This window comes from Picosynechococcus sp. PCC 8807, from assembly GCF_001693295.1.
GTDB lineage: Bacteria > Cyanobacteriota > Cyanobacteriia > Cyanobacteriales > MRBY01 > MRBY01.
This window is the reverse complement of sequence record NZ_CP016483.1, coordinates 432239-453305: the sequence shown is the minus strand read 5'-3', so window position 1 is coordinate 453305 and position 21067 is coordinate 432239. Positions and strand designations below refer to the sequence as shown.

Genomic DNA, 21067 nt, shown 5'->3' with positions numbered 1-21067 from the left:
TATTTTTAATGATTCAGATCACAATCCCACTCAGATGTTAAAAGTACTCCAGATTAGCAGTAGTGATATTTCCGGTGGGGCATCCATTGCCGCCTATCGACTCCACCAAGGTTTACAAAGAGTCGGTATTGATTCCAGCATTTTAGTCGGTAACAAACAAAGTGGCGATCGCCATGTAGATCAAATCAGCAAACGTCGCTATGTTAATAAAGCCCTTTCCCGTATTGGCGCAAGCTTTGGTCTCCACTACCTGACCATTCCCGATACCTGGCAGATCAAAAAACACCCCTTCTACCAAACCGCTGACATTCTGAATCTCCACAACCTCCACGGCGAATATTTTAATTATCTGGCCCTGTCCGCATTAACCGAAAATATTCCCGCCGTCTATACCCTCCATGATATGTGGAGCTTTACCGGACACTGTGCCTATAGTTTTACCTGTGAAAAATGGCAATCTGGTTGTGGTTCCTGCCCAAATTTAAGTACCTATCCTGCCGTTAAAATCGATAATACTCAACTCGAATGGCGACTAAAAAAGTGGGTTTATGACAAATCAAATCTAACAATTGTCGTCCCCAGCCAATGGCTAAAACAACAGGCTGAAAAAAGCATTCTTATCGCGAATAAAACAACCCAAATTCACTGGATTCCAAACGGTATTCCTACTACAATTTTTCAACCACTTGATCAGCAACTATGTCGCTCCGTATTAGGTTTACCCCAGAATAAATATATTCTTGCTTTTGCGGCCCAGAACCTCAACGATCCCCGCAAAGGCTCCGATCTTCTTCAAAAAGCCCTCCAACTGATTCCCACCTCCCTCAAACAAGAAATTCAACTTCTGATCCTGGGTAATCAATCCGCCGGATTTCTAGCAGACATTGATATTCCTGCCGTCTCCCTCGGTTATGTAGAAGGCGATCGCCTAAAAACCATTTTTTATAATGCCGCTGATTTATTGCTTTGCCCGACCCGTGCCGATAACTTACCCCTCGTTTTACAAGAAGCAATGGCCTGCGGTACACCTTTAGTCTCCTTCGATATTGGTGGCGTGCCTGATTTAGTGCGTCCCGGTGTAACTGGTTATCTCGCCCAACCCGAAGATCCCCAAGACCTTTGCAATGGCATTGTGCAACTGCTCGAAGACAAAACCTTAAGGGGAAAAATGGCGCAAAATTGTCGCCGCATTGCCGAAACAGAATATCCTATTGAACTGCAAGCCCAACGCTATATTGAACTCTACCAACAGATCCTCAACCAAAAGACCACTGCATAAATGAAAGGTGAGTTTTGTCGGGGGATTTAGACAATAAGCAATATCTTAGGCTAACAGCGATAGTAGGCGATCGCCCTTTTATCGCAGCAGCAGCTCACTATAATCGAAATGAAATCAACAAACCCACCCATCGGCGGCAATACCCATGAGTACCCTGTATGAACAAGACTTTAGTCAATGGGCCGAAACCATGGCCGAATTGCTTGAAAGCGGTCAGTTCAGTGCCCTCGATTTAGAAAACTTAGTAGAAGAGATTCGAGATTTGTCTAAACGGGAACGCGATCGCCTTTTGAGTAGTATCCGGCTGATTTTACATCACCTCTTAAAGTGGGATCACCAGCCTCAAAAACGGTCTCGCAGTTGGCAGGTCACCATTGAACGGGAGCGTAATAATATTCAACAATACCTTGAGGATAGTCCCAGCTTAAAACGCTTTCTGACGCAACAGTGGATTGATAAAGCCTATGTCAACGCCCGTTTAAATGCGATCAAAGAAACGGATCTCGACTATCCTCTTGATTGTGGCTATGGCGTTTCTGATGTCCTAGATCGGGTAGTTGAGCTTTAAGTTGCGATGTTTTACAGCAGAATTTTCTAGAGGCGAATCGGGAAAGGCGATCGCCCTCCTATCTCCGCAGCAGCTCACTATAATCAAAATAAAATCAACAAACCTACCCATCGGCAGCAAGACCCATGAGTACCCTATATGAACAAGACTTTAGTCAATGGGCCGAAACCATGGCCGAATTGCTTGAAAGCGGTCAGTTCAGTGCCCTCGATTTAGAAAATTTAGTAGAAGAGATTCGAGACTTGTCTAAACGAGAACGCGATCGCCTTTTGAGTAGCCTACGTTTAATTCTCCATCACCTCCTCACATGGGATTATCAACCAGAGCTTCGATCAAGAAGCTGGTTGGGGACAATTCAACGAGAACGATCAAATATTGCCGATTATCTAGCCGATAGCCCCAGTCTTAAGCGATATCTCACGGACGACTATTTACTCAAAACCTACCAAAACGCCAGACTACAGGCGATCGCCGAAACAGGTATCGATATGCCAAAGGATTGTTCTTATCGCTTGGCAGACGTCCTAGATCGCTCCTTAGATTTTTAATATTCCACAGCAAATTCTCCGTCACAAAGTTATTGCCTAGGTAAGCTTTGACTATATCGAAGCGTTCTTTAGACAGTAGGCGATAGTAGGCGATCGCCAAAAATGATGACGACAGAGAAAACTCATAGACAAGAGTGGGTATTCTAGACTTATATCTTCAATCAAGCACGTCCAACGTGGCCTCTACCCAAAAGATGCATGATCTCTATATCCTGCTGCCTGTTCATAACCGCTACTCGATTACGCAACATTTTATTCGGCATCTTCAACGACAAACTTTCCAAGACTATCATCTTGTTCTGTTGGATGATGGTTCCACCGATGGCACCGCAACGATGGTCAAAGCCGCAATTCCCAATCTTACAATTATCCGAGGTACAGGCGACTGGTGGTGGGCAGGAGCCTTGCATCAGGGTTATCTTTGGCTAAAAAAACAAAAATTTGACTATAATCCCGTCATTTTAATCATGAATGATGACACTGAATTTGACGCTGATTTTCTTCAAAATGGATTAAGCCAAATCAAAAATAAATCTAATACACTACTTATGGCTGAATGCCATCAAAAAGGAAATATCGGAAAAGGAACAAAAATTAATTGGCAACAGTTCAAATTCCGCCCAGTACAAAATAATGAAACTCCGGACTGTTTTTGCACCAGCGCCCTTTTTCTTCAGTGGCAAACCTTTGAAAAAATTGGAAGCTTTTACCCTAGATTATTACCCCATTATATTTCTGATTATGAGTTCACTTATCGTGCTAAGCGTAAAGGATTTCAGCTTTTAACCAATCCCAACGTGATCATTCGTTGGGATAATGAAAACACTGGACATCATCATCTAAATAATTTTATTGCACCCACCTTTCAGCAATCTTTACAAAAATTTTTCTCGCAAAAATCTGCCCACAATCCAGTGACTTTTAGTATTTTTATTTGGTTGGCCTGTCCGTGGCATTTAAAATTGTGGAACTGGAGTATCGTTTGGACAAAAGCTTTTGTAAAAATATTTTACCTTCTTTGGCGAACAACAGTCTCTAAACCCACAAGTTTAATCGTCCACTAAAATTTATAAATACGGAAAATCTTTACGAGATCTTAAAAGAGACAGCTAATGCAGACCCCCGTTGCTTTTTTAGTCTTTAATCGACCTGATACGACCCAGCAGGTTTTTAATGCTATTCGTCAGGCTAAACCCCCAAAGCTTCTCGTTGTCGCCGATGGGCCAAGGGGAACCCACCCCGACGATATTGAAAAATGCGCTGCTGTCCGAGCAATTATTGATACCGTAGATTGGGACTGCGAAGTTTTGACTAACTATGCTGAAACTAATTTAGGTTGTAAAAATCGTGTTTCCTCCGGTTTAGATTGGGTTTTCGAAAAAGTTGAAGAAGCGATTATTTTAGAAGATGACTGTTTGCCAGATCTTTCATTTTTTCCTTTTTGTGAAGCGATGCTTGAGAGATATCGCTATGAACCAAAAATAATGCATATTTCTGGTGATAATTTTCAATTTGGTAGAAAAAGAACAGAATACAGCTATTATTTCTCAATCTATAATCATTGTTGGGGTTGGGCAACTTGGCGCAGAGCTTGGCAACATTATGATATAGAAATGAAACTTCTACAGTCTTCTGATTCTCAAAAACAACTAAAAAAACTACTCCATAATCCTTTTGCCGTTAATTATTGGCAAAGAAAATTCAAACAAGCTTATCTAGATAAAGTAGATAGCTGGGCATATCGGTGGACATTTTCTTGTTGGATGAATGATGGTCTCACAATTCTTCCAGAAGCCAACCTTGTTAAAAATATCGGCTTTGATAATTCTGCTACCCACACGACCAATAAGTTTAATCCTTATGCAAACCTAGAAACTGCCCCAATCTCTTTTCCGTTAAAACATCCTCCTAAAGTTATGCAATGTCAAATCGCTGATCAGTTTACACAAAGTCATAAGTTTGGCTTCTGGCCTCGCGTCTATAGAAAACTCAGAAATTTAATTTAAGAAAATGAATCTGCAAGAACAATGTCCAGTCTGTACTGCCCAGCAATCAAAATATTTATTCCCAGTCAAAACAGGGAAACTGGTGAAATGCAAGAATTGCCATCTCATCTATTACACTCCACAACCCTCACCACAGGAACTAGAAGAATTTTATAACTCCGAAGCCTATCGTAGCGAATTCTCTGGAAGCCTAATGTCTGGCACTGAATTTGCGACCAACAGATATTTACAGTTTGAAAGTGCACTCAAAAAGTATGCCCCACAGATTTTAAGACAATCTTCTCGAAAGTTACTTGATATCGGCTGCGGTACAGGTGATTTCTTGAAAGTTGCCAAACAATATAACTGGCAGGTTTCAGGAACAGAAATATCTCCAATTGCATCGGCTAAAGCAAATCAGTTTCTTGGGGAAATGTGTGTTGCTACGGGTGATGCTTTGTCTCTAGAGTTACCCTCTAATTACTATGATGTGGTAACTTTGTATCATGTTATTGAACATTTACTCAATCCTAATACTTTAATCCAAAAAGTCTATCAACTGCTTAAACCAGGTGGCATTTTCTTTATTGAAACACCAAATATTGCTGGATTCGGCGCTAAGCTTAAAGGTCATAGATGGTCTCAGATAAAACCCCCAGAGCATATTATTTATTTCCAACCCAGTTCTTTGAAATATTGTCTTCAACGTGCTGACTTTAAAACAAATTTTATCTTTACCGCTTCTCCGTCTGTTATCGAAAGCACCCAAAATATGCCTTCTATAAAAAGGAAAATTATTAATGCTTGCTATAAATTTTTTCCTTTAATAAATATGGGAGCATTACTACAATCTATTTCTATTAAGCCTCAATAAGACTTCGATATATTTCCAAGAGATAATTAATATTTTGATCAGCAAAATAAATATCATCTAAGTTTTCTAAAACTCTTTGCTTAAGTGTAAGCCATTTTTCTGGATTAGCTTCAATAAAAAATAATGCTTGTGTCAAAGCCTTTTCATCACCTACCGGATAAGTTAAACCCGTAATTTCATTTTGGATTGCATAGCTCACGGAGCCGATATTTGAACCAATCACTGGCAAAGACTGACTATAAGCTTCCAAAATTGTTAAGGGAAACCCTTCATACCAAGTAGATGGAAAAATTAAGGCGATCGCCCCTTGCATATATTGAAGAACTTCTTCCCGCGTTCTTTGTCCTAAATATTGAATTTTATGATTATCAGAGGCATATTGTTCCACTACTGACTGTAAACTACCACTGCCGACAATATATAAAGGATATTCAGATTTTAAATTTTGATATGCATTTAATAAATTTAGAATTCCTTTTTCTGTTTCTAGTCTGCCAACAAAAAGATAATATTTTCCAAAGTCAATAGTTTCAAGCCGCTTAGTCTCGCCTTGAAGAAAATTGGGTTTTAAATAAATTTTTTCCGCAGGAATCCCCATCTCAACAAGCTTATTTCTAACGAATGGACTTACCGCAATATAGGCAGTTATAGTTTCTGTCCAAGTTCTCAATAAACGGTGAACTTGTAACATCAATGCAACCGTTACTGTCTGTAATCTTGAATCTCGATAACATTTATAGTAAACACTAAACAATAAAGATTTATTCAGGCATATCTCACAGGTACTATTATTCCGAAAAAAAGTTCCTTTAGGACAACTTAAACGATAGTTTTGAATTGTAACAACCGTTGGAATTGTTCTCTTTTTAGCTGCATGAAAAATAGATGGTGAAAGCAATGGTAGAGTATTATGGACGTGAATGATATCTGGTTTAAAATCATCAATAATCGCTAAAAGCTCCCTGTAAGATTTGCTAGACCATATTGTACTAAGCGCTAATCTTATAGCATCTAAAAAATTATCTACGTCGATGTCTTTATTGTCCTTCGTCCAGACTTGAATAGAATGATTGCTCTGTTGTAATAAAGCAACTTCTTGATCAAAAGTAGAGTCTTCTCCTGCTCTATTACGATATCTATTATGAATAACTAAAATTTTCACTTGGCTTTTTGGTCAGAAAATTACAGCTTAAAGTATTTTTTCACATTCCTCCCAAACAGCCAGGCATCGACTAGGGCTTATCAGTCGGTCTCTGTGAGATCGAGCCAGTAGCGGAGTTCCGTAAAACAGCATTAACCCAGATTTTGGAAATTTCCCATACACAAATCCATTATAGTCTGGGGATATTGTCCCAAATTTTTGATATTCACTATGAGCCAAGTGGCGATCGCCAATCTCCTTGAAACCTTTGAACGCTTTGGCATTAACCTCGGTTTAACGCGCATTACCCAACTATTGGCGAACCTTGGTCATCCAGAGCGCCAAGTACCGATTCTCCATGTGGCGGGCACCAACGGGAAAGGGTCGGTCTGCGCCTATTTGTCTTCCATTTTGGCGGCAGCGGGCTATCGGGTCGGGCGGTTTACGTCACCCCATTTGGTGGACTGGACAGAACGGATTTGTTTGAATAATCAGCCGATTCCTTCCGAGCGGTTACTGACGGTTTTGGAAAAGGTGAAAGCGGCCATTGATCCCAACCAAGAAACACCGACCCAATTTGAGGTGATTACGGCGGCGGGATTTTTGTATTTCGCCCAGGAACAGGTAGATATTGCCGTGATTGAGGTGGGGTTGGGGGGACGCTTGGACTCGACGAATGTTTGCGATCGCCCCCTCGTTTCTGTCATTACCTCCATCGGCATGGATCACTGGCAGCGCTTAGGTAACAGCTTAGATAAAATTGCCGGGGAGAAAGCGGGAATTTTAAAACAAGATTGTCCGGCGGTGATTGGGGAAGTACCGGAGATCGCGGCGAAAGTGATTCGTGAAAAAATTAGTGAGTTAAATTGTCCAGCCACCTGGATTCAACCCGCCCAAGCCATTCATTCCCCTTCAGGAGGAGAACAGAGGAGGATAGCGAAATACGGTGAATTTGAATATTTTTTGCCGCTTTTAGGGGATATTCAACTTCATAATTCGGCGATCGCCATTGAAACTATTTATGCGTTGCGCAAACAAGGCTGGCAAATTGCCGATCAACAACTGCGTGACGGTATTGCGAAAACTCGCTGGGCGGGCCGCATTGAATGGCACCAGTGGCAGGGGCAAAAAATCCTCATTGATGGCGCTCACAATGGTGTGGCGGCGGCAGAATTACGCAAATATGTAGACACCCTCCCCCAACCCGTCACTTGGGTCATGGGAATGCTCTCCACCAAGGATCACCAAAATGTCCTCCAAGCCCTCCTGCGAGACGGGGATCACTTGCATCTCGTACCAGTAGGGGGTCATAGCAGCGCCGATCCCCAGAGTTTGGCAATGTTGGCCCAGGTGATTTGTCCGGCCCTCGCCTCCTGTCAAACCCATGAAACCTTATCTGAAGCCCTTGATCAGGCGATCGCCACCCCCCACACTAGGGTGTTATGTGGTTCGTTGTATCTTTTGGGAGAATTTCTAAGTTATGCAGCCAAAATTTAAAACCCGTAAAGCCTGGAATCAGGCCGAAATGCTGCTCCAACCGGCCTTTATTCGGGTCGTCGATAATTTCCGTGCTCAATTAGAAGATTCCCCCTGGACTGGGGAGTACGAAGACATCCAAGACCCCTACCCTGGTTATGTTTTGCGCCTCAAGAAAGACCACATCGAAACGACGGTTAATATCTGGGATCTCTGTTATCAGATCTGTTTTGTCGCCTATCCCACCAAAACTCTTGTGGAAAATGGCTGCGCCGTGGAAATCGATGAAACCCTGTTCGAGGCGTCCGGGGCCGTGGATTGGCAAAAACTGGAAGCGAAAACCCAACAGTTGATCCACAATATGTTTGAGCAATTTGATCACTTAGGGGGGTAATCGTTGATGGTTACGCAAGCGCAGATTCACGGGGGATTATTGGGGCTTTGTGTGGGGGATGCCCTGGGCGTGCCTGTGGAATTTTCTGAGCGCAGCACCCGACAGCGGGATCCTGTGACAAGGATGCGGGGCTATGGCACCTACAATCAACCCCCCGGTACCTGGTCGGATGATAGTTCCCTCACTTTTTGTCTGGCCGAGGCGATCGCCGAAGTGGGTCTGGGCGAAGAACTCCCCGAACATCTGGGCCGTAAGATGGGTCTCTGGCTCAAGGAAGCCTACTGGACACCCCACGGCGAAACCTTTGATGTGGGCAACACGACCGCCGCCGCAATTCACCAAATTTTAGCGGGTATCAATCCCCTGGAAGCAGGTGGAATCGGGGAGCGGAGTAATGGCAACGGCTCCTTGATGCGTATTTTGCCCCTCGCCTTTTGTGGTGAACGACTGCCCTATGCCGATCTCTTGGATCTCGTGCACAACATTTCCTACCTGACCCACCGTCATCCCCGTTCCCTCATTGCCTGCGGCATGTATATTTCCATTGCCCTGGAACTGTTACACAGAAAAAGTATTGAAATTGCCTACCAACAGGGAGTACAGCGGGCCGAAGAGTTTTATCACGATTCCATCTACAAACCAGAACTCAGCCACTACCAGCGTATTTTTGACGGAAATTTAACAACATTGCCCATCCATGAGCTTCAATCGAGCGGTTATGTCGTCCATGCCCTCGAAGCCGCCCTCTGGTGCTGTTTAAACCATGATAACTATCAGGATATGGTGCTCGCGGCGGTGAATTTGGGGGATGACACTGACACCACAGCGGCGATCGCCGGCGGTTTAGCCGGACTTTACTACGGCCTCGACAATATTCCCCCTGATTGGCTGGCGCAAATTCCCCGGCGGGATGACATTCTCCAGTTAGGCGATCGCCTCTTCAGGGCTATCCGCTGACCGAGCAGGGGCACGCAGTCCATTTTCTTTAATGTAAAGTTAAATTAATTCTTCTCCATTAACAAACCCTTGAATCAAGCGCATCGGCACTTTGTATCAAGTGTCACATTTTTTTAGGGGCGGGACTTTTACACTGCAAAGCTTAAACACGACTTAAACTTTTAAGCTTCTTTCCTCCCACACACTATCCCAAAGCCCCTTGAGAAAATCGCATTAACCATGAGTAATCTCGGAAGACGTAAATTTATTCTCTACAGTTCCGCCGCCCTCGGTTCCAGTATTCTCCTCAAAGCCTGCGGCCAACCCACAGAAACCCCTGATACCCCCGATAGTGGCAGCACAACCTCAACCCCCAGTGGTGACACGATCAAAGTTGGCATTCTCCACTCCCTCAGTGGCACCATGGCCATTAGTGAAACCACAGTGGTCGAAGCCGAACAACTCGCCATCAAAGAAATTAATGCCGCCGGTGGCATCGATGGCAAACAAATCGAAGCCATCGTCGAAGATGGTGCCTCCGACTGGGATGTCTTCAAAGAAAAAGCCGAAAAACTCATTGACCAAGATGGTGTCGCCGTCGTCTTTGGCTGCTGGACGTCTGCCAGCCGAAAAGCGGTTAAAGATGTCTTTGAAGCAAAAGACCACATGCTGTTCTACCCTGTCCAGTACGAAGGCCAGGAATGCTCGAAGAATATCTTCTACACTGGGGCCGCCCCGAACCAACAAATCGAGCCCGCTGTGGATTGGCTCCTCGAAAATAAGGGCACAGAATTTTTCCTCGTGGGTTCTGACTATGTATTCCCCAGAACCGCGAACACCATTATCAAAGCCCAGTTAGAAGCCAAAGGTGGCACCACGGTCGGCGAAGACTATCTCCCCCTCGGTAACACTGAAGTGACGCCGATTATCACCAAAATCAAAGCAGCGCTTCCCAACGGCGGCGTGATTTTCAACAGCTTGAACGGTGACAGTAACGTTGCGTTCTTCAAACAAATTCGTGATGCGGGCCTCACCCCGGAGCAATATCCGGTAATGTCGGTGTCGATCGCCGAAGAAGAAGTCCGTCAAATTGGCCCCGAATATCTCACGGGTCACTATGCATCTTGGAACTACTTCCAAACCGTAGAAACCCCCGAAAATGAAAAGTGGGTGGCAGACTTTAAGGCGGAATACGGTGAAGACCGGGTGACCAATGACCCCATGGAAGCGGCCTACATCATGGTCTACATCTGGAAGCAGGCGGTAGAAGCGGCGATCGCCAATGGGGCGACCGATGCCTATGACCTCGAAGCCGTGCGGAGTGCCGCCATTGGTCAAGAATTTGCGGCTCCCGAAGGCCCGGTGACGATGAATGTTAACCACCACCTCTCAAAGACCGTGCGCATCGGCCAAGTACGGGAAGACGGGATGTTCGACATCGTCTGGGAAACCGACGGCCCCATCGCCCCCCAAGCCTGGAACCAGTATGTTGAATCCACCAAAGGATTTGCCTGTGACTGGAGCGACCCCACAAAGGGTGAGAAATATGCCATCTAGGGTTTAACGCCCAGATGTTTTCCGGGAAAGCTGGGATTCCGCCCTACAGAATCCGGCTTTCTCGCGGTTTTATTGCGCGTATTGTGGTGGGTTTGCCCTGTGACAGAACTTCTAATCGGTATTTTTAACGGAGTCAGCATTGGCTCTGTGCTTTTGGTTTCGGCCTTGGGTTTGGCGATCGCCTTTGGTTTGATGGGGGTGATCAACCTGGCCCATGGCGAATTAATGATGCTGGGCGCCTACACAACCTTTGTGGTCCAAAATGTATTCCGGGGGTTCGGGGAACCTTTTTTTAATCTCTACATTATCTTTGCGATTCCCCTGGCTTTTTTTGTCGCCGCCGCAGTGGGCTTTGGCCTAGAGCGGGGCGTAATCCGCTATCTCTATGGCCGTCCCCTAGAAACCCTCTTGGCCACCTGGGGGGTCAGCCTAATTTTGCAGCAGTTTGTCCGCAGTGTGAACTGGGCGATCGCCTTCGGGGTCATTGCCTTTCTCCTTAAAGATTTGATCCGCTGGGCTGTGCTCCAAGCTTTAAATCTCGCCAAGATCCAATCCGTGGCCCTAAAAACGTGGCTGGATAAATTAAACGTGGTTGCCGCCTTTGCCCTTGGTTTTGGGGTAATTTTCGCGGTCAATCTGACGAAAAATGACGCCCTCACAAAGCCGTGGTTTAGTGCCCGAAATGTGGATGTGACTGCGCCGCAATGGCTCCAGGGGGGACTTTCCCTGGGTTCCGCCCAACTGCCCTACAGCCGCATTTTTATCATCGTCTTGACCCTAATCTGTCTGGGGGCGATGTACTGGTTTTTGAACAAATCCAACTGGGGCCTCCGAATCCGTGCCGTTACCCAAAACCGTGAAATGAGTTCCTGTTTGGGGATTCCTACGGCTCGCGTTGATGCTTTGACCTTCGCCCTGGGGTCTGGTTTAGCAGGCATTGCCGGGGTGGCGATCGCCCTGTTGGGTTCCGTCGGGCCAAATACCGGCCAAAACTACATCGTCGATGCCTTTATGGTGGTCGTGGTGGGGGGCGTTGGTAATTTGCTCGGCACCATTTTGGCGGCCCTCGGTTTGGGGATTATCAACTATCTCATCGGTTCTGGCACATTTGTTACCGTTTTTACCTCTCTCCAAGCCCCACAATTTCTCTTGGATTTGGCCACTTTTTTTGCCACCACCAGTATGGCGAAGGTGATGACCTTTGTGATTATTATCGGCTTCCTCCAGTTCCGGCCTGCGGGTCTCTTCCCGCCGAAAGGCAGAACCGCAGAACTATAAGCCCTTTTCCCGATAGCCCAGCCCATAAACAGCACCATGAATGTAGGTTTAACCCGACGTGACCAGCGCAAACAACAGCGCACCAAACTTCTCATTGAGGGAGCAATCATCCTTGCTCTGGTGATCATTACGATGGTCATCTTGCCCTTGATTTTGACGGAATTTCGCCTCAAACTCGTGGGGCGTTTTCTCTCCATGGCGATCGTCGCCCTGGGGATCGACCTCATTTGGGGCTACACTGGCTTGCTCAGTCTTGGCCAAGGGATTTTCTTTGCCCTCGGTGGCTATGCCCTGGCGATGCACCTCAGTTTGCAACTACCCGATGGTGCCATTCCGGAATTTTTTATGCTCTATGGCGTCGAAAAATTACCCCTCTTTTGGCAGCCTTTTTACTCGTTACCCCTGACTCTGCTTGCCATGGTGCTGGTGCCGGGGATCGTTGCGGGGATCTTGGGCTATCTTGTCTTTCGCAATCGCATTAAGGGGGTTTATTTTTCGATCATCACCCAGGCGGCCTTGTTGGTCTTTTTCAATTTTTTCAATGGTCAGCAAAAACTGATCAACGGCACCAACGGTCTCAAAACAGATACCGCCGTTTTCCTAGGGCAGCGGGTCGGGGATTCAGGGATTCAGTTGCTGTTTTATGAAACAACGATTGTGGCCTTGCTGTTGGTTTATCTCCTTTGTCGCTGGCTGACGAGTGGTCGCTTTGGCCGGATGTTAATCGCCATTCGGGATGATGAAACGCGGGTGCGGTTTACAGGCTACGATCCCACCTGGTTTAAGGTCGTTGTTTTTGCGATCGCCGGGGCGATCGCCGGAATTTCCGGCGCCCTTTATACGGTGCAAAGTGGGATTATCACGCCGAACTACATGGAAGTGGCCTTTTCCATTGAGATGGTGATCTCCGTGGCAGTGGGAGGCCGGGCGACCCTGATCGGCGCAATTATTGGCACGATTTTGGTCAATTTTGCCCGCATTTATTTGAGTGAAAGCTTCCCAGAAATTTGGCTGTTTTTCCAAGGGGCGCTGTTTTTAATCGTGGTGACGGTGCTCCCGGACGGCATTGTGGGCTGGGTGCGGGACGTTCTCTGGGTCAAGGTGGCCCGTCTGTTGGGGATCGGCCAGCCAGTGAGTTATCCGGCGATCGCCGACGATCCCGATGTGCAAAATATCCAAGAAGACCAATTAGTGACAAAGGAGTAGGGCGAGGCCATGGAAAATATCTTGGAAATTGAGAATTTGACCGTTAACTTCGATGGCTTTAAAGCCCTCAATAACCTCACCTTCCGCATGGGTAAAGGGGAGCTACGGGTGATCATTGGCCCCAATGGTGCGGGGAAAACTACGTTTTTAGATGTAATCACCGGCAAGGTTAAACCCACCACAGGCAAAGTCAAATTTAAAGGCAAAACCATCAGCGGTCTCCCAGAACATAAAGTGGCCCGCCTCGGCATTGGTCGCAAATTTCAAACGCCTCGGGTCTACCAAAATTTAACGGTACGCGAAAACCTAGACCTCGCCTGTAATCGCCACAAAAACGTTTTACCTACTCTTTTTGGGGGAACCAAGGCCACGGAAAGAACCCAAACCCTAAGTCTTTTAGAAACCATTGGCCTCACCGAAAAAGCCGATATCCAAGCGGCCTGGTTAGCCCATGGGGAAAAACAGCGTTTAGAAATTGGTATGCTCGTGGCCCAGTCCCCGGATCTGTTGCTGGTGGATGAACCCGTGGCGGGCTTGACCGATGAGGAAACAGAAAATGTCGGTAATTTACTCCTCGCCCTCGCCGAAAGCCATTCCCTGATCGTGATCGAACATGATATGGAGTTTGTGCGCCAGATTGCGCGGCAAGTAACGGTACTGCACCAGGGTTCTGTGCTCTGTGAAGGCAACATGAATCAGGTACAAAACGACCCCAAAGTGATTGAGGTTTATCTGGGGGAAGCGCCCACCGTCACCCCGGAGCAAATGAACCTGATTCGCATCGCCGCGAGTATGGCCTGGGCCGATGGCAACTTTGCCCCAGAGCAGAAACAGGTGATCCTCAGTCGCCTGAGTGAGCAATTTACCAACGACAGTCAGCACCAGGCGCAACTGCAAGGGGAACTGGAAAACTATCTGGCAAGCAATCTGCCCCTAGAGCAGTTGACAGATACCCTAACCACGGAGAACGAGAAAATTACCGCCCTAAAGCTCAGTTATGAGGTCATTCGGGCCAATGGGGTCAATGAACTAGAGAGCATTGTTTACCAGCAACTCCTGGGGCAGTTGGGCCTTCCTCTGGAGATGGTGCGAGAAATCGAGGCCGAGATTGATCAAGTCTATGGTGGCTAGGGAGATGGCGATCGCCTTGGGGCCAAAAGCACCAGAGCAATCTGTTAAGATCCCAGGCTAAACCTTCAGTGAACGCGGCGATCCATGGCTTGGCAAGAAAAACTCACGGCACTGCAACATTTTTTCGAGGCAACGGAACGGGCTTTAATTGCCTATTCTGGGGGCATTGACAGCACTCTGGTGGCAAAGGTAGCCCACGATGTTTTGGGCGATCACGCCGTGGCGATGACTGCCGTCTCACCATCCCTGTTACCCGAAGAATTGGAAGCGGCGATCGCCCAGGCGAAAACCATTGGCATTGTCCACGAACAGGTGGAAACCCACGAAATGGACAACCCTAATTACGTCAGTAATCCGGCCAACCGCTGCTATTTTTGCAAAAGCGAACTCCACGACACCCTCAAACCCCTGGCCCTAGAGCGGGGCTATCCCTACGTGATTGACGGGGTCAATGCCGACGATCTCCAGGACTATCGGCCGGGGATTCAAGCGGCGAAGGAACGGGGGGCGCGATCGCCTTTGGCAGAAGTGGGGATCACCAAATTAGAAGTGCGGGAGATTTCCAAACAGTTGGGGTTGCCCTGGTGGGATAAGCCTGCGCAACCCTGCCTCAGTTCCCGGTTTCCCTATGGAGAGCTGATCACCACCGAAAAACTCCAGCGGGTCGGTCGGTGTGAAGTTTATCTGCGACGTTTGGGCTGGCGATCGCTGCGGGTCCGTTCCCAGGGTGACACTGCTCGCATTGAGTTGCCCCCCGAACAAATTCGCGATTTCGTCGTCCAGGTAGATCTTGATGCCCTGGTCAAAACGTTCCAAGGCTATGGGTTTCTGTACGTCACCCTAGACCTAGAGGGCTACCGCAGTGGCAAGCTGAACCAAGTCCTCGATCCCCAAACTCGGTCTGTCCAACAATATTCGGGGTCAAATCCCGCTATGATCAAGTCCACCTAGTCCTGTTGTCCAAAAGCACTATGATCCATTCCCGGCAATTTTATTCCGCAGCGGCGATCGCCCTTTGTTTTGGTTCCCTTCTGGTGAGCTGTAATCCCAATCCCAACGACACCACTCCCAACAGCGAAACGACGACCATTAGCGCCGATGTCAATAATCGTTTGGCCCTGGGCACCACCGCCAAACCCCGCACCATCGATCCCGCCGATAGCTACGAAATTGCCGGTTTAAATATCATCTACAACGTCACCGAAAGTCTCTACACCTACGAAATCGGTACCACGGAGATCAAACCCCTCCTGGCCGCAGCGCTGCCCACCATTAGCGACGATGGCCTCACTTATACAATTCCCCTGCGGGAGGGCATCACTTTCCATGATGGCGAACCCTTTAACGCGGCGGCGATGAAATTTTCTTTAGATCGCTTCATGGAAAACAAAGGCAAACCCTCCTTTTTACTGGGGGACATCATCGAGAATATCGAAGCGACCGGGGAATATGAACTCACCATTACCCTCAAGCAACCCTTTGCTGCGTTTCCTGCATTATTGGCTTTTGCTGGGGCTAGTGCTGTTTCCCCCGCGGCCTACGAAATCGGCGAAGGTGCCTTTAACCCCAGTCAACTGGTGGGCACTGGCCCCTACAAGCTAACGGCTTTTACGAGCGACACCATTACCCTCGACCGTAATGACGATTACTGGGGCGAGACAGCGAAGAATGCCGGAGTTGATATCCAAATTTTTAATAGTAATGCTGCCAATTTATTTAATGCGCTCCAGACGGGGGCCGTGGATATCGCCTACCAATCCCTGGAGCCGGAACAGGTGAGTAATCTCCTACGGGAGGCAGAAAGCGGCGAAATTCAAGCCCTAGAAGCAGAGGGGACAGCGGTGAATTTTATGGTGCTAAACCGTAACCAAGCCCCCCTCGATCAGCTCGAAGTCCGCCAGGCGATCGCCGCTCTCCTCGACCGCAACCTGATCAACGAACGGGTACTCAATGGCCAGGCTGATCCCCTCTATAGTTTGATTCCGACTTCTTTTCCAGCATCACAACCGCTATTCCAAAGCGCCTATGGTGATGCCAACATTGAACAGGCCAAAACCCTCCTCACCGAAGCGGGCTTTACCCCAGAAAATCCGGCTGTAATTCCCCTGTGGTATCCGTCCGGCTCCACCACCCGTGGCATTATCGCCACAACCCTAAGGGAGTATGCCAACCGTGAACTGGAGGGCTTGTTGCAATTTGAACCCAGCAGTGTGGAAGGGGCGACCTTTTTTCAAAATATTGCCCAGGGGATTTATCCGGCAGCCCTGGGGAACTGGTACCCGGACTTTTTAGATGCGGATAATTACATTCATCCCCTTTTAAATTGTGAAGTGGGATCCCCAGAAACGGGCTGTGAATCGGGAGGCGCACAGAACCAAGGGTCTTTTTATTGGAATGAAGCGATGAACCAATTAATTGATGCCCAACGAACCGAAACTGACCCGACAAAACGCCTCGAAATTTTTACACAAATTCAGGAACAAATGGTGGCGGATGTGCCCTATATCCCCATTTGGCAAGGGAAAGAATATGTTTTTGCCCAGGCTAATATTCAAGGTTTGGCCGTAAACCCAAGCCAAAGTCTACCCCTCTGGCTGGTGGAAAAGTAGCGCAAAGATCGCCGCTATGATTCTCCAAAAAAGACTAAGCTTTGTTCTCCTCGTCGGGGAGTTCAAGGCTTTTGCGGGTACTTTTTAGGGTTTTCCAAAGGTTTTTTATTTCTTGATAGGCTTGCTGTGATGAAATTTTGCCATTCGTTTCTAAGTTGCAGATAAAATTTACCCGCTGGGCAAACTCCTGTAGGTTGGCATTAAAGAGGACTTTCTCCATTTTGAATTCGCCTCGGTAGCTCTCAATGGGAAATAGAAATTTTTCTTTTTCGGATTCAGACATGGCGATCGCCTTAGGTAACTCCAATGAGGTTTGAATCAATACAAAACACCAAGAAACGACTCTAGTGTAACGAAAGAATTTCTTCAGGGGAGGTGTTGCTTAATGCTTTTTGTAAATTGCCTTCTCCCCCACAGTCATCAAAAGTAGCCACCAAAAAAGGCAGAGCAGAACTCTACCTTGGGAAAAATTATTCAAAAAATAATAAATGGGTTGCCTAAACCATTGAGACAGAGACCCATCGCTACCAACTGGATTTGACCACACCGGGGAGCAAGCCTTGGTGGGCCCAATCCCGAAGTACGTTGCGGCACAGACCAAAGTCACGGTAGTAGCTGCGGGGTCTGCCGGTAATTTGGCAACGGTTGCGCATCCGGGTCGGAGAGCTGTTGCGGGGAAGATTCTGGATTTTGCGGTGGATTTCGAGTTTTTCGAGGGGATCAGCTGCGTTGTTAAAAGCTTCCTTAAGGGCAGCTCTTTTTGCGGCGTATTTTGCCACCATGCGAGCACGTTTCTTGTCGCGCTCAATCATTGATTTCTTGGCCATGAAATTTAGTCTAAAAATTCTATATAAAGACAGCATTTTCTATCATAGCTTAAATGGCCCAAATTCCTAATCCCTGGGGCTAAATTTACTGGGCTACCGTTGGGTAATCGGCAGGCGATCGCCTAGAATGAAAGGCCTGTTATTTGTGGCAATTTGCAGACATCTATGGCGATCGCACCGGAGCCCACCTTGGGTTTAGCACTCCACACCACAACCCCCCAGTTAGGGCTGAGTTTACGGAACTTGGTCACAGGGGAACAACGCACGGCCCTGTGGGAACTAGGACGGGATCTATCGGCCCAACTCCATTGCTATCTCCAGGAGTTTATCCAGCCCCATGCTTGGCAAGACATCGCTTTTTTAGGGGTGGCAAAGGGGCCTGGTGGCTTTACGGGCACTCGGTTAGGCGTTGTCACGGCCCGCACCCTCGCCCAACAGTTAAACATTCCCCTCTATGGCATCTCGACCTTAGCGGCGATCGCGCAGCGATCCACGACGGGGTGCGCCTTTCGGAACCGAGAAAATTGTCTGGGTCAAACAGTGGCTGTGGCTTTGCCAGCGCGACGGGGCGCAGTCTTTGGGGCCATTTATCAAATCACGGCGACAGGGGCGATCGCCCTCGTGCCGGATCGGTTATTTACCCCCACGGCCTGGGCAGATTGTCAGGGCAATTTTCCTGATTTGCAGGTGATCGATCCCCCAGAAACGATTGGTGATACTGTAACTGAAGTTTTAAGCCTTGCCCAATCCCAATGGCAAGCAAACCCCCAGGGGCCTTGGGGCACGGTGGTACCGTTCTATGGGCAACACCCCGTTTATCAGTAATGTGTCATAAAGCAGCTCATCTTATTATTTTCACCCGCTACCCGGTGCCGGGCCAGACAAAAACCCGTTTAATTCCTGCTTTAGGGGCGGAAGGGGCCGCAACACTACAACGCCACCTGACGGAACATACCCTGAAAACCGTAGAAGTTTTGAAAAATATCGAGATTTCGATTTACTTTTCCGGCGCTACAATGCCCCAAATGGCGGCCTGGCTGGGAGAACAGTGGCATTATCAAGCGCAACAGGGCCAAGATTTAGGCGATCGCCTGATTCATGCTTTTCAAACCAGTGAACAACAAGATTATGACAAAACCGTGGTGATTGGTATCGATTGCCCAAGCATTACCGATGAAATTCTCGCAGCGGCCTTTGATAAACTCGATGCGGCTGAAGTTGTCCTTGGCCCGGCAGTAGACGGTGGTTATTATCTGATTGGTCTGCGCCAAAATATTGCTGCTCTCTTTACAAAAATGCCCTGGGGTACAGCTCAAGTTTTCTCGGAAACTGAGGCCCGCTGCCAGCAGTTAAATCTAAGCCTTGCATTACTGCCAATACTCCAGGACATTGACGAACCCGCCGATCTCAGGGTTTGGGACAACCTTAAAAACACCCTTAAAAAAGCTGCTGAATAATTCGCTTGGCTTGGTTGCCATAGCCCCCACCAAATAAATTGAAGTGATTGAGCACGTGATAGAGGTTGTACAAATCGCGGCGATCGCCATAGCCAGAATCCAGGGGCCAAGCCTCGTTATAGCCCTGGTAAAAACGTCCCGGAAAGCCACCAAATAGTTCTGTCATCGCAATATCCACTTCGCGATCGCCGTAGTAGGCCGCCGGGTCAAAAATAATTGGTTCCCCCTGGTCGGTCACTGCGGCATTTCCTGACCAAAGATCCCCATGAACGAGGGAGGGTTGGGGCTGATGATCCCGCAGAATTCTTCGTACTCCTTCAATGATCCGCTGTGGCTCCGGAAAATCGCCCCCTTTTCGCCTCGCAAGACGCAGTTGATAACCAAGGCGTTGTTCCGCCCAAAATTCAGCCCAATTGCTTTGCCAGTCATTCATTTGGGGCGTAGAACCAATGGTGTTGGGGCGATCCCAGCCAAATTTTTCCGCCGTACCCCGACGGTGAAGTTCTGCGAGGTGGCGGCCCATAGCTTGCCAAGCCTCACCACTACCACCACCAAGGTCGATCCATTCCAGGACGATATAACTATTACTCTCGGTTTCCCCCCAACAGATGGGCTTTGGAACACGGATAGTTTGGGTTGCGCCCATTTGCTGGAGGGCCAAGGCTTCTGCGGCGAACATTGCCGTCTGATTCGGACGATTGAGCTTCACAAAGTACCGCTGGCCAGAGCCTGCCAAACAGTAGCCCTGATTAATACAGCCGCCCCCCACGGAACGCTGCTGTTCGAGGGTGAACGGTTGGCCCGTGGTTGCCGCAATGTGCTCGGCAATGGCCCCTAGGGAAGTACGCATCGCAATACCTCAATTCGTCGGCGGAGTCTATCTCCAGCTTAGGCGATCGCCTCTTGTAACGGAAAGCCTAATTCTTCCCGTTGGGCAAGGTAAAGGTGGGCCACCTGGCGGGCCATGTGACGAATCCGCCCAATGTAGCGGGTACGTTCGGCCACGGCAATTACCCCCCGCGCATCGAGTAAATTAAAGGTGTGGGAACATTTCAGCACATAATCGAGGCTCGGCATCACCAACCCTTTCTCAATGAGTTGTTGGGCTTCTGCTTCGTAGAGCGAAAATAGCTGAAACAACATTTCCGGATTAGACGCTTCAAAATTGTAGGTGCATTGCTCAATTTCACTTTGCAGGAAAATATCTCCGTAGCTGGTGGTCTCATTCCAGCGGATCTTGGTGATCGCATCCACTTCCTGGAGGTACATTGCCAGGCGTTCTAGGCCATAGGTGATTTCAATGCAAACCGGGCGGCAGTCGAGGCCACCACATTGCTGAAAGTAGGTAAATTGGGTGATTTCCATGCCATCAAGCCACACTTCCCAGCCCACGCCCCAGGCACCGAGGGTCGGCGACTCCCAGTTATCTTCTACAAAGCGGATATCGTGGTCTTCCGGCTGAATCCCTAGGGCTTTGAGGGAGTCTAAATAAATTTCTTGAATGTTGTCCGGTGACGGTTTGATGATCACCTGGTACTGGAAATAATGCTGTACCCGGTTGGGGTTTTCACCGTAGCGGCCATCGGTAGGGCGACGGCAAGGTTCGACATAGGCAACGGACCAAGGTTCAGGGCCAATCGCCCGCAAAAAAGTGTGATGGTTCATGGTGCCGGCCCCTTTTTCGGTGTCGTAGGGCTGGGCAATTAGACAACCACGATCCCGCCAAAATTGATTGAGGGTGGCGATGATTTCTTGAAAATTTAACGACACGCTATTTTGCCTCGAACACTTGCTAGGAAAT

Annotated in this window: 21 protein-coding genes and 1 pseudogene; 17 read left to right on the top strand and 5 right to left on the bottom strand. The window is 47.9% G+C overall.

The genetic code is table 11. The annotated features are described in order from the left end of the window. Window positions 1-34 precede the first annotated feature (34 nt). The 6 genes from AWQ24_RS02150 (at window position 35) to AWQ24_RS02125 (ending at window position 5254) form a co-directional block, all read left to right on the top strand. Window positions 35-1279: a glycosyltransferase family 4 protein gene (locus tag AWQ24_RS02150; protein ID WP_065715875.1), complete on the top strand. Its 1245-nt coding sequence runs from the start codon at window positions 35-37 to the stop codon at window positions 1277-1279. 145 nt (window positions 1280-1424) lie between these two features. Beyond that, window positions 1425-1847 (top strand): DUF29 domain-containing protein, encoded by a 423-nt coding sequence (locus tag AWQ24_RS02145; protein WP_065715874.1) that lies wholly within the window; start codon window positions 1425-1427, stop codon window positions 1845-1847. 125 nt (window positions 1848-1972) lie between these two features. Next, entirely contained in the window at window positions 1973-2395 is a 423-nt protein-coding gene (locus AWQ24_RS02140) for a DUF29 domain-containing protein (RefSeq protein ID WP_065715873.1), read from the top strand. 176 nt (window positions 2396-2571) lie between these two features. Then, a complete protein-coding gene (locus tag AWQ24_RS02135) occupies window positions 2572-3459 on the top strand; it encodes a glycosyltransferase family 2 protein (protein ID WP_157096818.1) in 888 nt (295 codons plus the stop codon). A 48-nt stretch (window positions 3460-3507) separates the two neighbouring features. Further along, window positions 3508-4401: a hemolytic protein HlpA-like protein gene (locus AWQ24_RS02130; RefSeq protein WP_065715871.1), complete on the top strand. Its 894-nt coding sequence runs from the start codon at window positions 3508-3510 to the stop codon at window positions 4399-4401. A 4-nt stretch (window positions 4402-4405) separates the two neighbouring features. Further along, window positions 4406-5254, top strand: coding sequence for a bifunctional 2-polyprenyl-6-hydroxyphenol methylase/3-demethylubiquinol 3-O-methyltransferase UbiG (locus AWQ24_RS02125; RefSeq protein ID WP_065715870.1), 849 nt, complete (start codon window positions 4406-4408; stop codon window positions 5252-5254). Here the strand turns inward: AWQ24_RS02125 and AWQ24_RS15840 are convergent. Then, on the bottom strand, window positions 5241-6416 hold the full coding sequence (locus tag AWQ24_RS15840; RefSeq protein ID WP_071932314.1) for a glycosyltransferase: 1176 nt from the start codon (window positions 6414-6416) through the stop codon (window positions 5241-5243). The genes AWQ24_RS02125 and AWQ24_RS15840 overlap by 14 nt on opposite strands. 219 nt (window positions 6417-6635) lie before the next feature. On the opposite strand from AWQ24_RS15840, the gene AWQ24_RS02115 reads away from it, so the two are divergent. The 9 genes and pseudogenes from AWQ24_RS02115 (at window position 6636) to AWQ24_RS02075 (ending at window position 16982) form a co-directional block, all read left to right on the top strand. Next, window positions 6636-7892, top strand: coding sequence for a folylpolyglutamate synthase/dihydrofolate synthase family protein (locus tag AWQ24_RS02115; protein WP_315862324.1), 1257 nt, complete (start codon window positions 6636-6638; stop codon window positions 7890-7892). Continuing rightward, window positions 7876-8265, top strand: a complete 390-nt coding sequence (locus tag AWQ24_RS02110) for a hypothetical protein (RefSeq protein WP_065715867.1) — start codon at window positions 7876-7878, stop codon at window positions 8263-8265. The genes AWQ24_RS02115 and AWQ24_RS02110 overlap by 17 nt, the downstream gene beginning before the upstream one ends. A 6-nt stretch (window positions 8266-8271) precedes the next feature. Beyond that, on the top strand, window positions 8272-9222 hold the full coding sequence (locus AWQ24_RS02105; protein ID WP_065715866.1) for an ADP-ribosylglycohydrolase family protein: 951 nt from the start codon (window positions 8272-8274) through the stop codon (window positions 9220-9222). Window positions 9223-9441: 219 nt separating this feature from the next. Then, window positions 9442-10758 (top strand): urea ABC transporter substrate-binding protein, encoded by a 1317-nt coding sequence (gene urtA / locus AWQ24_RS02100; protein WP_012306032.1) that lies wholly within the window; start codon window positions 9442-9444, stop codon window positions 10756-10758. Window positions 10759-10857: 99 nt separating this feature from the next. Beyond that, window positions 10858-12036, top strand: coding sequence for an urea ABC transporter permease subunit UrtB (locus AWQ24_RS02095; RefSeq protein WP_065715865.1), 1179 nt, complete (start codon window positions 10858-10860; stop codon window positions 12034-12036). Window positions 12037-12072: 36 nt separating this feature from the next. Beyond that, window positions 12073-13242, top strand: coding sequence for an urea ABC transporter permease subunit UrtC (gene urtC / locus AWQ24_RS02090; protein ID WP_065715864.1), 1170 nt, complete (start codon window positions 12073-12075; stop codon window positions 13240-13242). A gap of 9 nt (window positions 13243-13251) precedes the next feature. Continuing rightward, window positions 13252-13986 (top strand): annotated as a pseudogene (gene urtD / locus AWQ24_RS02085) (urea ABC transporter ATP-binding protein UrtD); the annotation flags it as partial. A gap of 471 nt (window positions 13987-14457) precedes the next feature. Beyond that, a complete protein-coding gene (larE, locus tag AWQ24_RS02080; protein WP_065715863.1) occupies window positions 14458-15324 on the top strand; it encodes an ATP-dependent sacrificial sulfur transferase LarE in 867 nt (288 codons plus the stop codon). 20 nt (window positions 15325-15344) lie between these two features. Continuing rightward, window positions 15345-16982: an ABC transporter substrate-binding protein gene (locus AWQ24_RS02075; protein WP_065715862.1), complete on the top strand. Its 1638-nt coding sequence runs from the start codon at window positions 15345-15347 to the stop codon at window positions 16980-16982. A gap of 34 nt (window positions 16983-17016) precedes the next feature. On the opposite strand, the gene AWQ24_RS02070 is transcribed toward AWQ24_RS02075, so the two are convergent. Both AWQ24_RS02070 and rpsN read right to left on the bottom strand, forming a co-directional pair. Beyond that, window positions 17017-17265: a hypothetical protein gene (locus tag AWQ24_RS02070; RefSeq protein WP_062432061.1), complete on the bottom strand. Its 249-nt coding sequence runs from the start codon at window positions 17263-17265 to the stop codon at window positions 17017-17019. A gap of 241 nt (window positions 17266-17506) precedes the next feature. Next, a complete protein-coding gene (gene rpsN / locus AWQ24_RS02065) occupies window positions 17507-17809 on the bottom strand; it encodes a 30S ribosomal protein S14 (protein ID WP_012306025.1) in 303 nt (100 codons plus the stop codon). A 165-nt stretch (window positions 17810-17974) separates the two neighbouring features. Between rpsN and tsaB the strand changes: the two genes are divergently transcribed. Beyond that, window positions 17975-18634, top strand: coding sequence for a tRNA (adenosine(37)-N6)-threonylcarbamoyltransferase complex dimerization subunit type 1 TsaB (tsaB, locus tag AWQ24_RS02060; protein WP_065715861.1), 660 nt, complete (start codon window positions 17975-17977; stop codon window positions 18632-18634). Further along, window positions 18562-19266, top strand: a complete 705-nt coding sequence (locus AWQ24_RS02055) for a TIGR04282 family arsenosugar biosynthesis glycosyltransferase (RefSeq protein ID WP_232318853.1) — start codon at window positions 18562-18564, stop codon at window positions 19264-19266. Before tsaB ends, AWQ24_RS02055 begins: the two co-directional genes overlap by 73 nt. On the opposite strand, the gene AWQ24_RS02050 is transcribed toward AWQ24_RS02055, so the two are convergent. Together AWQ24_RS02050 and glyQ are read right to left on the bottom strand one after the other, a co-directional pair. After that, window positions 19247-20116, bottom strand: a complete 870-nt coding sequence (locus AWQ24_RS02050) for a fructosamine kinase family protein (RefSeq protein ID WP_065715859.1) — start codon at window positions 20114-20116, stop codon at window positions 19247-19249. The two genes, AWQ24_RS02055 and AWQ24_RS02050, sit on opposite strands and share 20 nt — an antisense overlap. 38 nt (window positions 20117-20154) lie before the next feature. Beyond that, window positions 20155-21036, bottom strand: coding sequence for a glycine--tRNA ligase subunit alpha (glyQ, locus tag AWQ24_RS02045; RefSeq protein WP_065715858.1), 882 nt, complete (start codon window positions 21034-21036; stop codon window positions 20155-20157). Window positions 21037-21067: the final 31 nt, after the last annotated feature.

Coding starts and splice junctions, on each gene's coding strand:
- AWQ24_RS02150 (WP_065715875.1), top strand. CDS start 35: ATGTTAAAAGTACTCCAGATTAGCAGTAGTGATATTTCCGGTGGGGCA.
- AWQ24_RS02145 (WP_065715874.1), top strand. CDS start 1,425: ATGAGTACCCTGTATGAACAAGACTTTAGTCAATGGGCCGAAACCATG.
- AWQ24_RS02140 (WP_065715873.1), top strand. CDS start 1,973: ATGAGTACCCTATATGAACAAGACTTTAGTCAATGGGCCGAAACCATG.
- AWQ24_RS02130 (WP_065715871.1), top strand. CDS start 3,508: ATGCAGACCCCCGTTGCTTTTTTAGTCTTTAATCGACCTGATACGACC.
- AWQ24_RS02125 (WP_065715870.1), top strand. CDS start 4,406: ATGAATCTGCAAGAACAATGTCCAGTCTGTACTGCCCAGCAATCAAAA.
- AWQ24_RS02110 (WP_065715867.1), top strand. CDS start 7,876: ATGCAGCCAAAATTTAAAACCCGTAAAGCCTGGAATCAGGCCGAAATG.
- AWQ24_RS02105 (WP_065715866.1), top strand. CDS start 8,272: ATGGTTACGCAAGCGCAGATTCACGGGGGATTATTGGGGCTTTGTGTG.
- urtA (WP_012306032.1), top strand. CDS start 9,442: ATGAGTAATCTCGGAAGACGTAAATTTATTCTCTACAGTTCCGCCGCC.
- urtC (WP_065715864.1), top strand. CDS start 12,073: ATGAATGTAGGTTTAACCCGACGTGACCAGCGCAAACAACAGCGCACC.
- larE (WP_065715863.1), top strand. CDS start 14,458: ATGGCTTGGCAAGAAAAACTCACGGCACTGCAACATTTTTTCGAGGCA.
- AWQ24_RS02075 (WP_065715862.1), top strand. CDS start 15,345: ATGATCCATTCCCGGCAATTTTATTCCGCAGCGGCGATCGCCCTTTGT.
- AWQ24_RS02070 (WP_062432061.1), bottom strand. CDS start 17,265: ATGTCTGAATCCGAAAAAGAAAAATTTCTATTTCCCATTGAGAGCTAC.
- rpsN (WP_012306025.1), bottom strand. CDS start 17,809: ATGGCCAAGAAATCAATGATTGAGCGCGACAAGAAACGTGCTCGCATG.
- tsaB (WP_065715861.1), top strand. CDS start 17,975: ATGGCGATCGCACCGGAGCCCACCTTGGGTTTAGCACTCCACACCACA.
- AWQ24_RS02055 (WP_232318853.1), top strand. CDS start 18,562: ATGGCAAGCAAACCCCCAGGGGCCTTGGGGCACGGTGGTACCGTTCTA.
- AWQ24_RS02050 (WP_065715859.1), bottom strand. CDS start 20,116: ATGCGTACTTCCCTAGGGGCCATTGCCGAGCACATTGCGGCAACCACG.